General features: G+C 52.6%; 10 protein-coding genes and 1 CRISPR repeat array. All 10 genes read left to right on the top strand.

All coding sequences use genetic code 11. The features are described from left to right. Positions 1-1,278, top strand: coding sequence for a type III-B CRISPR module RAMP protein Cmr6 (gene cmr6 / locus ACEW7X_RS10770; RefSeq protein ID WP_420177188.1), 1,278 nt, complete (start codon positions 1-3; stop codon positions 1,276-1,278). After that, complete coding sequence (gene cas6, locus ACEW7X_RS10775; RefSeq protein WP_420177189.1) at positions 1,275-2,225, top strand: CRISPR system precrRNA processing endoribonuclease RAMP protein Cas6; 951 nt, start codon at positions 1,275-1,277, stop codon at positions 2,223-2,225. Before cmr6 ends, cas6 begins: the two co-directional genes overlap by 4 nt. Further along, positions 2,222-3,346: a Card1-like endonuclease domain-containing protein gene (locus tag ACEW7X_RS10780; RefSeq protein ID WP_420177190.1), complete on the top strand. Its 1,125-nt coding sequence runs from the start codon at positions 2,222-2,224 to the stop codon at positions 3,344-3,346. Before cas6 ends, ACEW7X_RS10780 begins: the two co-directional genes overlap by 4 nt. Before the next feature lie 4 nt (positions 3,347-3,350). Further along, a complete protein-coding gene (csm6, locus tag ACEW7X_RS10785) occupies positions 3,351-4,469 on the top strand; it encodes a CRISPR-associated ring nuclease Csm6 (protein ID WP_420177191.1) in 1,119 nt (372 codons plus the stop codon). Beyond that, positions 4,466-4,852: a hypothetical protein gene (locus ACEW7X_RS10790; protein ID WP_420177192.1), complete on the top strand. Its 387-nt coding sequence runs from the start codon at positions 4,466-4,468 to the stop codon at positions 4,850-4,852. Before csm6 ends, ACEW7X_RS10790 begins: the two co-directional genes overlap by 4 nt. A 27-nt stretch (positions 4,853-4,879) precedes the next feature. Beyond that, on the top strand, positions 4,880-5,164 hold the full coding sequence (locus tag ACEW7X_RS10795) for a hypothetical protein (protein WP_420177193.1): 285 nt from the start codon (positions 4,880-4,882) through the stop codon (positions 5,162-5,164). Positions 5,165-5,166: 2 nt separating this feature from the next. Further along, positions 5,167-6,150 (top strand): CRISPR-associated endonuclease Cas1, encoded by a 984-nt coding sequence (cas1, locus tag ACEW7X_RS10800; RefSeq protein WP_420177194.1) that lies wholly within the window; start codon positions 5,167-5,169, stop codon positions 6,148-6,150. Between the two features lies 1 nt (position 6,151). Further along, a complete protein-coding gene (locus ACEW7X_RS10805) occupies positions 6,152-6,952 on the top strand; it encodes a CRISPR-associated endonuclease Cas1 (protein WP_420177195.1) in 801 nt (266 codons plus the stop codon). Next, a complete protein-coding gene (cas2, locus tag ACEW7X_RS10810; protein WP_420177196.1) occupies positions 6,943-7,272 on the top strand; it encodes a CRISPR-associated endonuclease Cas2 in 330 nt (109 codons plus the stop codon). The genes ACEW7X_RS10805 and cas2 overlap by 10 nt, the downstream gene beginning before the upstream one ends. A 135-nt stretch (positions 7,273-7,407) precedes the next feature. Then, positions 7,408-10,604: a CRISPR direct-repeat array (repeat unit 37 nt; unit sequence GTTCGAACTGATGCCCTGATTTCAAAGGGATTAAGAC). Positions 10,605-10,646: 42 nt separating this feature from the next. Next, the gene (locus ACEW7X_RS10815; protein WP_420177197.1) at positions 10,647-11,666 is read left to right on the top strand and encodes a zinc-binding alcohol dehydrogenase family protein; all 1,020 of its coding nucleotides are present in this window, start codon (positions 10,647-10,649) and stop codon (positions 11,664-11,666) included. Positions 11,667-11,692: the final 26 nt, after the last annotated feature.

The following is an 11,692-nucleotide window of genomic DNA, read 5'->3' on the forward strand; positions in this document are numbered from 1 at the left end:
ATGTCCATCGCCGCCATCCCCAACTATCTGCAGACGCAGGATTTCAGCCAGGCCTCGCCCGGACTGCGATTCAACATGTATTTGTCCCTGTGGGGAATCAACCAGCGTACCCGTGAACGGCTTTGGACAACTGCCGACATTGCCTATGATGATCGAGGGCAGAATCACCAGGAACGCGAAGTAAAAAAAGAAAACAAAACCCATGCCCTGCAACAAGCCTGCAAACTGACCAAGTATGACAAAGCTGCCATGCAGGCTCTGGCCGGGCGCCAGGCTTGCATGGCAACAAACACGCAGCATGTCCTGACCCTTGACGCGACTGCCACCGCTCCCTTCACCACTGGCCTGGGCAATGAGCATCCGCTGGAAAATGGCTTCGCCTTCCTTAACCCCTATGGCTTGCCCTACCTGCCCGGCAGTGGCATCAAAGGCGTACTGCGCCAGGCAGCACGCGAACTGGCCAGCGGCGAATGGGGTGACTGCCAGGGTTGGACAAACGAAAAAATTCATCTTCTGACGCAACACGGACGCGCTGCCATCGAACTGACTATGCTGGATGCCCTGTTTGGCCTGGAAACCGGAAATGGCGGCACGCAGCATGTGCGTGGCGCCTTGCACTTCTGGGATGTCATTCCGCAAATCAGCGGTGACAGTCTGGCGGTAGACATCATGACTCCGCACCAGGGGCACTATTATCAGCAGACTGCCAACAGTAAAACAGGCGACAGCGCCAACCCACACGACAGCGGCCAGCCCAATCCTCTCAGTTTTCTTACCCTGCCGCCTGGCACGCAATTCATTTTCCATGTGCAATGTGACTCTGCTCACCTGGAACGCCTTGCCCCCGACATGGCTGCCGACAACCACTGGCGCAGCTTGTTGACTGCGGCATTCGAACACGCATTCGAGTGGCTGGGTTTTGGTGCAAAAACATCGGTCGGCTATGGCGCCATGCTTTCCGCTGCTCAGCAACAGCGCGAAAAAGAATCTGCCTTACAGCAGCAACAAGCCGAAAAGGCACGGCAAGCAATCGAAGCAGAACAACGGCGGCAGGAAAATGCCATCGCCTGGCTGGGGGCTCGTATCAAGTTCAATCGCGCCAATGGCGCACTAAGTGTCGAAAAAAGCGGGCAGACGGCCATTGCCATCACCCCAAAAGGCCAGGAATTACTGCAAACCCTGCCCACCGACACGCAGCAGAAAATCAAATCCGGCCAATTCGTCAAGGTCAACGCCCATGTGGCGGAAGGCATCCTTTTGCGCGTCGAAAACGCATGAACTACAGCCCATCGCCACTGCCTATTGCCCGTGTGCGCCTCACTGCGCGTGCCGAGGCGCCATTGCAGCTACCCGTTTATACCGGTTCCATGCTGCGCGGCGCTTTTGGTCACGCCTTGCTTGCGCTTTCCTCCTTGCCACACATGCAGGATCAACCCTGCGCACTACAGGCCGTTTGCCCCTATTGCCAGATATTCGCCACACCGCCCCTGCCCGCACACAGTCTGCAAAAATTCAGCCAGATGCCGCACGCGTATGTCATCGAGCCGCCATTTGAAGGAGCACGATCATTGCAAGCGGGGGACACCTTTCGCTTCAGCCTGGTACTGATCGGCAAGGCCCTTGGGTTTCTACCCACCATCGTCGTTGCCTGGGAACGTGCCTTGCGCACAGGCCTGAATAAACAGCGTGTGCCATGTCAGCTGCTAACCGTGACACACGAAAACGGCAATGTGCTATGGACGATGCAAGACCGCCGCATCATGCCCATTGCCAACACGACCCCATTACCGCCAGCCCAAACACTGAAGCAGCAAGCCACGCTACACCTCGCCAGCCCGCTGCGCCTGCAAAAAAATGGAAAGCCCGCTCGTTCTCACACCCTGGATGCGCGCACCTTGCTGATCACCCTGGCACGGCGCTGGCAATTGCTATTGGACATACATCTGGGCAGCAGCGCTCCACAACAGGATTTTTCCACATTGGCAGCTCTGGCAACGACCATTCAGCTCGAAGCCGAAAACCTGCGCTGGTTCGATTGGGGAAGATTTTCCCAGCGCCAGCAAAAAGAGATGAAATTTGGTGGTTTGATGGGAACCCTCAGCTTACATGGCAATTTACAGCCATTCAGCGAACTATTACATATAGGTCAATGGCTGCATGTGGGAAAAAACACCAGTTTTGGGCTGGGCGGATATCGCATTGAAAAAAAGGAAAGCATTTCATGAGAACTCAAATCTGTCTTGTTTCAGCCCAAGCCGTACCCAACCTGATCCCTACACTGGATGACACACTCAAGCCCGAGCGCGTCATTCTTGTCACCAGCCCAGACATGCGTGCCCAGACCGAATATTTAAGCCGCGTCATGAAACGACGCGGGCTGATCGTCAAACAGCTTGACATCCCCAATGCCTACGATTATGCCGGCATTGAAGATACGCTGCTCAACTGGCTTTCCGAAAACGAAACAACAGACGTAACGCTCAACGTTACCGGCGGAACAAAGCTGATGGCAATGGCAGCGCAGTCGGTATTCGACAGTTCAAAGAAACCTATTTTCTATATCAACATAGAAACCGACGATATTATTTTTCTACGCCAGCGCGATCAGGCCAGAAAATTGAATGCACGCATCAAGCTGCGTGACTACCTGGAAGCCAATGGATACACACCAGCAGAAAAACCGGAGAACCCCAGCATTACTGCAGCCCTGCGTCAACTTGCCGACAGAGTCATTGATTATGTACAGAGCGCAGGAAAGGCGCTTGGCCAATTCAACTCACTGGCCGAACAGGCAAAAAACGATCTTTGCATCACCATGCCTGAGCAAAGATTCTGCGCTGCATACCTAATGGATATTATCACTCTTTTCGAAGACTCCAATCTGCTGACATTACAAAAAAATCAGATCAGATTTTCCAGCGAAACAGCACGAAAATTCGCCAATGGTGGCTGGCTGGAATTCCATATACATCGCGTGCTCTCCGACCTTAGGCCCGAAACCGGCATTACTGACTCTGCCACCAATATGCTGATTACGCATCCAGATGGCAAGACCCGCAATGAGCTGGATGCTGCTTTCTTGCATCGCAATCGACTGCACATCATTGAAACCAAAACGGCCAACCTGACCCTGCCCGGCAAGCAGGACAGCAAAGCCACCGAGGCAATCTACAAGCTGGAATCCCTGCTGAAACTGGGTGGATTAAGAACCCGCGCCATGCTCATAGACTATCGGGGCGGTCTCAATAATGCCGACAAAAAACGTGCCGAACAAAGCCATATTCAAGTCGTATCGGGCTCACAATTAAAAAACCTCAAGGGCATTTTGCGCCACTGGCTACAGTAAAAGCATGAACACTCCCAGCTCTTTTCCACGCCGTATTCTGCTGGCAGTCACCGGCATGTCACCGCAGATTCTCACCGAAACCTTGTATGCGCTGGGTGTTGCCAATATCTGTGGCAAGGAAGCGTTCATACCCACGGAAATCCATTTGCTTACCACCGCTACCGGTGCACAGGAAGCGCGTACTGCTCTGCTGCATCCAGATGGCGGACAATTTCATGCCCTGCTTGAGGATTATCCAGAGCTAGGGCATCCAATTTTTACCGATGATCAGATCCATGTCATTTGCGATGCTGATGGCCACCCGCTCCCTGACATCCGCACACCCGCCGAGAATGCCGCTGCTGCCAACACCATTACGGCATTGATGTCAGAACTGACCCGCGATGATCAAGCCGCACTGCACGTTTCGATTGCTGGCGGGCGTAAAACCATGGGTTTTTATCTGGGCTACGCATTTTCGCTGTTTGCCCGACCACAGGACGAACTCTCACATATTCTTGTTTCCAGCCCCTTTGAGAATCATCCTGCCTTTTATTTTCCACCTGCCATTCCCAAACGTCTGACGACACGCGACAACCGTAATATAGACACTGCAGATGCAAAAATCACCCTTGCACGCATTCCTGTCGTAAGACTGCGCCACGGACAACCACGCGCGCTACTGGAAGGCAATGCCAGCTTCAACGATACCGTTACGGCCATTCAGAAAAGCCTGGAACCGCCACATCTTTTTATCGACCTTCCCAGGCGTCTCGTGGAGTGTGGAGGAAAACCCGTCAAGTTGCCTCCGGCACTTTTTGCCTGGTTAACCTGGTGGGCAACACAGCAAATAGCCGGCAATGGCCAAAAAAATTGGCGCAACGCAAATGCCACTGAGTTCCTGGACATTTACCGAACCGTCGTGGGAGTGGATACTGAAGCCTACGAAAGAACCGCATACCGTCTGAAAGATGGCATGGAAAAAGATTTTTTCCAGGAAAACAATTCAAAACTGGAACGAGCGCTGAAAGAACAACTGGATCAGGCAGCCCTGCCTTATCTACTAAGCACCAGCGGGAAACGGCCGGAAACTGTGCGTAGCCTGAATCTGAACAACGATCAAATCCATATCGTTGGATCTTGAAATCATTCAAAAATCTACCTACCTGCTCCGTCGGAGCCGGCAAGCTTGCCAGCAAGATATTTTGCCTGCCTGAGACGCACAATCTCATCTATCGAAACTCACAACACAAAGAAACTCAGATGAGCATCCAGAACGCAGTCATTGCAGGTCTTGCTGGCGAAAAACTCTCTCGCACCATTACCGGCACCAACCAGGTCAGTACAGGCCGCAGTGTTATCGCCACAGGCTCCGGTGCGTTTCTCGGCGGGGTCGCTGGCGGAGCAATTTCCGTTGCCGCATCTGCTGCAGGCCTGACAACCCTGGCCACTGCTGCCTCCCCCATCGTGGTGCCAATTGCCGTTGTCTCGGGAGCAGTCGGTCTCATTCGAAGCCTCTGGGACTGAACAGGCACTGCTGCCACACGCCCAGCCATGGCTCTGCGCAACCTGTACCTTGCTGCTTACGACATTTCCCACGCCAGCCGCGGTGCGTCAGCCCTGGCACTGATACGCGGCTACACCACGGGTGGGCAAAAGTCAGTGCATGAAATTTTTCTGAGTCGCAGTGAACGTAGAGAACTTTTGCACAGCATGGTTCAGCTGCTTGATGACACAGAAGATCGCTTCTTTCTGCTGCGTCTTGACCCGCGTGCCCGCACCTACGCCCTGGGTATGGCCACGCAACCGTCTGACCCAGACTATTTTTACATAGGATAAAAATGGCAACACTGCTGCTCGACCGCGCTGACCTTGAAGTCCGTATTTCCGATGGTGCCCTGGCGCTGTACGAGAACGGCAATCGCAGCCAGACAATTCCGCTGCGTCTGATTGAACGTGTGATCATTCAAGGAGCACGCACACGATTGGATAGTGCCGTACTCATCAAACTGGCGCAGGCAGGTGCGACAACACTATTGATGAGCCCGCGTGCAAGCCGCCAAACCGCCATTGTGCTTGGCCCTGCTCATAACGATGCCGCCATTCGTCTCGCACAGGCGCAGCAAGTGATGAATCCCGCCTTCTGCGATAGTTGGGCGCAGCAGCTTGTTATCGCCAAACTGCGCCGCCAGCATCATTTGCTTATGCAGGCAGAAAACCGCCGCCCCGACATCCGCAAGCCATTGTTCGACGCACGCAACTGCATCGCCGACGTATTGATCAAGGCCAAGGACATACAAATTTCAACCAGCCGCCTACGCGGTCTGGAAGGAAGCGGAGCGCGAGCCTATTTCAGCGGCTATACCGCATTGTTCGCCCCCGCTCTCGACTTCAAGGGCCGCAATCGCCGCCCGCCACGAGACCCTGTCAATGCCTGCCTTTCATTGGCCTATACCATGCTTCATTTTGAAGCCGTGCGCACCATCCATACTGCAGGGCTTGATCCCTTGTTGGGCTTTTATCACCGCCCAGCCTTTGGACGAGAATCTCTGGCCTGCGATCTGATAGAACCACTGCGTCCCATCGTCGACAAGTGGGTCTGGGAACAATTCAGCACTGCGCAACTGCGCCCCGAACACTTCAGCACAGACAAAGGAGCTTGCCTTCTTGGAAAAGCGGGCCGTTCCCACTTTTACGCCGGCTGGGAACAATTCGCCTCATTGCCCAGACGTTGGCTGCGCCAGCGCAGCAATCTTCTGGCGCAGCAACTGCGTCAAACAGGCGAACCATGGTTGGCTCAGTATGATGATGAGGAAGAATTTTGACATGACACGCAATGCATATCGTCAAATCTCCAAAGGGGTCGCCCCAGACCGTAAACCTTTGTATATTCTGTGCCCAACACCCGCTCATATGAAAGCAGGCCTGGATCACCTGGCGCTATATCGTGAATCCGCCAGCACACAACGCTTTCCCATTGCCCGCATTCGCCGCGTCATTTGCAATTCCAATCTTTCCTGGACAGGCAAGGCATTGGCGCTCTGCCTGCACAACAGCATTCCCATCACCTGGGCGAACGGCAGTGGAGAAACACTGGGACACACACAAAGCCATTTCGACGTTCTTCAGTCAGCATCTACCCTGATCGATACCTATCTGGAACTCCCCGATTGGGCTGATAGATTCATCAACTGGCGTGCCCGCCGTAGACTGGAAATACTGACGACTTGCGCTGAACGCGCAATCAAGGCAGAACAAACAATTAATACAAATGATTTTCAAATAATAAAACGTGAATTTGTTTATCACGGGAAGTATCCAATTACCTTTAACAAAGATGGTCTGGCCTGGTGCCAGGCAGCCGTCACCGACCGACTTCAACAGAATGGTTTGCAAAGCCGCTATTGGGGTTTCAATGCCAGCCAGCTTGATTTGGTTGTGGAATTTGCAGATTTACTGTGGGCCGAACTCAATTTCGACAGCGGAACCCTTCCCGGCAGCGTAACCCACAGTAAATTAAGCACATACCTATTCGAATCCTGGCTACATCAACATGAATATCGCCTGCTATTGCATCTGGGCGATCTCAAGCGGCACATGGCAAGGGAGGTCAACCAATGGCAATGACTGCACAACGAAGTTGGTTGATCACTTACGATATTACCAATCCAAAGCGCCTGGCCAAATTGCACCGATTCCTTGTAAAATTTGCAACACCAGTTCAATATTCAGTATTTCATTTTCAAGGCAGTGCGGCACAGATGGCTGACTTAATGGCAAGCATCGAGACAAAAATAGATAAAAAATCCGATGATGTTCGAGGCTACCAGCTACCTGAACAGCTAAATATTGACACCATCGGTCGAAAAGGCCTGCCTGACGATACCTTGCTGCTATCGGAAGCAGGCAGCACGCTACAAAAATTATTACAGGCGAGCAAGTCATGATATGCTGCCACCTCTTGCTACCAACACATGGAGCAGCACTCAGAATAAAGCGCGACAATCCGCTCTTGGAATTTTTCAATCCATGGGAACCCGCTCTTCAACCTACTGATATATATGTGTTTTTCTGCTGGAGCCGTTCGAACTGATGCCCTGATTTCAAAGGGATTAAGACCACTTGAGCGCGGATGCTTTTCTCGAATTGCTCAGTTCGAACTGATGCCCTGATTTCAAAGGGATTAAGACTCAGCTGGACGAAGGACTTAAGCGCCGCAGCTTGCGTTCGAACTGATGCCCTGATTTCAAAGGGATTAAGACTTCTTCTCCGGGATGGTGAAGGCCACGTTGTTCTGTTCGAACTGATGCCCTGATTTCAAAGGGATTAAGACATTTCATCGAACTTCTTTTCGCTCAGTTCTTTGTTCGAACTGATGCCCTGATTTCAAAGGGATTAAGACGAGATTAATCATGATGGATTTCCTTGATTAATGATTGTTCGAACTGATGCCCTGATTTCAAAGGGATTAAGACCACATATCATGTTAATGAGCCTGGTCTACAAGTTCGAACTGATGCCCTGATTTCAAAGGGATTAAGACATAATAGTTTCCTCGAAGTTAAATATTCAGGTGTGTTCGAACTGATGCCCTGATTTCAAAGGGATTAAGACCTGCCTCGCTGAGCACCCACACTCGCTTGATGAGTTCGAACTGATGCCCTGATTTCAAAGGGATTAAGACCCAACAGCTCAGTGACAAAGCGAGTCGCGGTCTTGTTCGAACTGATGCCCTGATTTCAAAGGGATTAAGACATGAAATACTCGGGATTGAACTCGCCCCAGTGGTTCGAACTGATGCCCTGATTTCAAAGGGATTAAGACGCCATGGCGCGGATGCGCTTGCGATAGCTGGCGGGGTTCGAACTGATGCCCTGATTTCAAAGGGATTAAGACCCTGAATGTCATGCCAGTTGTCTGCATACTCAGGGTTCGAACTGATGCCCTGATTTCAAAGGGATTAAGACATAACATGCCCGGATTTCGTCAGTAGGTCGTAGTTCGAACTGATGCCCTGATTTCAAAGGGATTAAGACAATATAGCCCCGCAAACTCCGCATTCCTTTTGGGTTCGAACTGATGCCCTGATTTCAAAGGGATTAAGACCCGGTTTGTTTTTATATGTTGGCCCGACCATTCGTTCGAACTGATGCCCTGATTTCAAAGGGATTAAGACAAATCGCCGCGAATGACGCACCAGGGTCCAAACGTTCGAACTGATGCCCTGATTTCAAAGGGATTAAGACATTTTCCCCAACCACATCTGCGGGCTTTGGGCCGTTCGAACTGATGCCCTGATTTCAAAGGGATTAAGACCTGCCGCGTACTGTTTCATCCACTTCCTTATTTTGTTCGAACTGATGCCCTGATTTCAAAGGGATTAAGACCTGGACAGTACCATCGGCGTAGGTTTGATCCGTTCGAACTGATGCCCTGATTTCAAAGGGATTAAGACACACCCATGTTCATGAGCATGATGGCATTCAAGTGTTCGAACTGATGCCCTGATTTCAAAGGGATTAAGACCCACCCATCCCCAGGCTGTTGACGTGGTTGACGGAGTTCGAACTGATGCCCTGATTTCAAAGGGATTAAGACATCTCGTCTGCGGGCTTTGGGCCTGATTTCGTTCGAACTGATGCCCTGATTTCAAAGGGATTAAGACCCAGACGATCCGGCAGTTCATCCCACTTGTAGGTTCGAACTGATGCCCTGATTTCAAAGGGATTAAGACAAAACGCCGTTCAGGTAATAGCGAATGTCCTTTTCGTTCGAACTGATGCCCTGATTTCAAAGGGATTAAGACATGCAAGACTTCGTAAAGGCGATCCAGATATTTGTTCGAACTGATGCCCTGATTTCAAAGGGATTAAGACACGCTTCAGCGCGGCACCCAGCGGCCACTGTACGTTCGAACTGATGCCCTGATTTCAAAGGGATTAAGACGAAGACAGCGCAGCCAGTTGAATATCGGCATCGTTCGAACTGATGCCCTGATTTCAAAGGGATTAAGACTCAGCATTGGCAATGACCTTGGCGAAGGCCAGCGGTTCGAACTGATGCCCTGATTTCAAAGGGATTAAGACTTGATCGCGTTTGAATGCATCTGCCAAGACGTTCGAACTGATGCCCTGATTTCAAAGGGATTAAGACTCGAGAGCATCATGCAATACGATGCCGAAGAATGCGTTCGAACTGATGCCCTGATTTCAAAGGGATTAAGACCCAGGCGCAGCTGGATGAAGCGCTGGCCCAGATCGTTCGAACTGATGCCCTGATTTCAAAGGGATTAAGACCTAAAGCCTTAAAGGCATCAATGGAGGTTTGTTCGAACTGATGCCCTGATTTCAAAGGGATTAAGACATGATCCACACGCTGAGGCTGTCACGGCGCATACGTTCGAACTGATGCCCTGATTTCAAAGGGATTAAGACCTTTCACGACCAAGGTAGGCTCGGTATCACTTTCGTTCGAACTGATGCCCTGATTTCAAAGGGATTAAGACTAAGGAGCAAGTAATACAGTAAAGCATTATAGTTCGAACTGATGCCCTGATTTCAAAGGGATTAAGACGACTAAGTCCCTGGAATATGGGCGAAGATTTCGTTCGAACTGATGCCCTGATTTCAAAGGGATTAAGACGCAAGCTTTTGACGGAGTTTGGCAGATACGACGCGTTCGAACTGATGCCCTGATTTCAAAGGGATTAAGACCAGGTCATCGGCACCAATGCATCGGCCAACCAGCGTTCGAACTGATGCCCTGATTTCAAAGGGATTAAGACCAACGCCGCCTGACGCAGTTCCTGCGTCAGCCGTTCGAACTGATGCCCTGATTTCAAAGGGATTAAGACGGTGCAAGCTGCTGCGCATCGGCTCGTAGGTTAGGTTCGAACTGATGCCCTGATTTCAAAGGGATTAAGACAACATCACGAGACAAGGTGCGCAGTTCCTCACGGACAACGTTCGAACTGATGCCCTGATTTCAAAGGGATTAAGACATGATGCTAATGGTTTTATCGAAATTGGCATGTTCGAACTGATGCCCTGATTTCAAAGGGATTAAGACTGCTTGAGTCGATCGACTCGTTCCTTGCTTTCCGTTCGAACTGATGCCCTGATTTCAAAGGGATTAAGACCCAGAGAATTCTTGGAAGAATTCCACAAGACGCTGTTCGAACTGATGCCCTGATTTCAAAGGGATTAAGACGCTGCATCAGGGTGATTCCCTTGTTGCTAGTCTGTTCGAACTGATGCCCTGATTTCAAAGGGATTGCCAGAATAGCTCCATTGCCCTGTTTCCCGCAAAAAAGGAGTGCCTGATGCAAGCCGTCGGTTTCAATCGTCCCCTGCCCATCTCTTCCCCTGAATCCCTGGTCGATGTGAACCTCCCAACGCCCGTCTATGACGAGTACGACCTGCTGGTGGAGGTCCGAGCCATTGCCGTCAACCCGGCGGACACAAAGGTCAGGGCATCGGCACGCCCCGCCCCTGGCGACTGGCGCATCCTCGGCTGGGACGCTGTCGGCATTGTGCAGGCGGTCGGCAGCCGGGTCAGCGGCTTTCTGCCCGGTGACCGTGTGTTCTATGCCGGCGCCATCAACCGGCCTGGCGCCTATGCCGAACTGCAGGCCGTCGACGCCCGCATTGCCGCCCATGCCCCCGCCACCCTGGATGACGCAGCGGCTGCCGCACTGCCCCTGACGGCGCTGACCGCCTGGGAGACGCTGTTCGACCGCCTGCAGGTCGAGCAACCCGTCGCCGGCGCGGCCAATGCCATCTTGATCATCGGTGGCGCCGGTGGCGTGGGCTCCATGACCATCCAGCTGGCCCGCGCCATGACCGGCCTGAACGTCATCGCCACCGCGTCCCGCCCAGCATCCATCGACTGGGTGCGAAAAATGGGCGCCCATTACGTGCTCGACCATCGCGAACCCCTAGCGCCACAAGTCGCCGCCCTGGGCCTGGGCGCCCCGGCATTCGTCCTGTCCACCACGAATAGCGCGGCCTACCTGGCCGATATCGAGGCGCTGATCGCGGCGCAGGGCCGCATCGTCCTGATAGACGATCCGGATGTCCTGGATATCGTGCCCCTCAAGCGCAAGAGCCTGTCCGTGCATTGGGAATTCATGTTCACCCGCTCCCTGCTGGGAACCGCAGACCTGGCACGCCAGCAGGACATCCTGCGCGCCGTGGCCGCCCTGGCCGACCAGGGGAAAATCGCGAGCACCCGAACGGAATCACTGGGGAGCATCAATGCCGCCAACCTGCGCCTGGCCCATGCACGCCTGGAGGACGGGCACACCGTGGGCAAGATCACGCTGCAGGGCTTCGCCCGCTGAAGTCGGACGCAAGCGGCAGACACAAG

This window comes from Kerstersia gyiorum, from assembly GCF_048595715.1.
GTDB classification, from domain to species: Bacteria; Pseudomonadota; Gammaproteobacteria; order Burkholderiales; family Burkholderiaceae_B; genus Kerstersia; species Kerstersia gyiorum.

Coding starts and splice junctions, on each gene's coding strand:
- cas6 (WP_420177189.1), top strand. CDS start 1,275: ATGAACTACAGCCCATCGCCACTGCCTATTGCCCGTGTGCGCCTCACT.
- ACEW7X_RS10815 (WP_420177197.1), top strand. CDS start 10,647: ATGCAAGCCGTCGGTTTCAATCGTCCCCTGCCCATCTCTTCCCCTGAA.
- cmr6 (WP_420177188.1), top strand. CDS start 1: ATGTCCATCGCCGCCATCCCCAACTATCTGCAGACGCAGGATTTCAGC.
- cas1 (WP_420177194.1), top strand. CDS start 5,167: ATGGCAACACTGCTGCTCGACCGCGCTGACCTTGAAGTCCGTATTTCC.
- csm6 (WP_420177191.1), top strand. CDS start 3,351: ATGAACACTCCCAGCTCTTTTCCACGCCGTATTCTGCTGGCAGTCACC.
- cas2 (WP_420177196.1), top strand. CDS start 6,943: ATGGCAATGACTGCACAACGAAGTTGGTTGATCACTTACGATATTACC.
- ACEW7X_RS10780 (WP_420177190.1), top strand. CDS start 2,222: ATGAGAACTCAAATCTGTCTTGTTTCAGCCCAAGCCGTACCCAACCTG.
- ACEW7X_RS10795 (WP_420177193.1), top strand. CDS start 4,880: ATGGCTCTGCGCAACCTGTACCTTGCTGCTTACGACATTTCCCACGCC.
- ACEW7X_RS10805 (WP_420177195.1), top strand. CDS start 6,152: ATGACACGCAATGCATATCGTCAAATCTCCAAAGGGGTCGCCCCAGAC.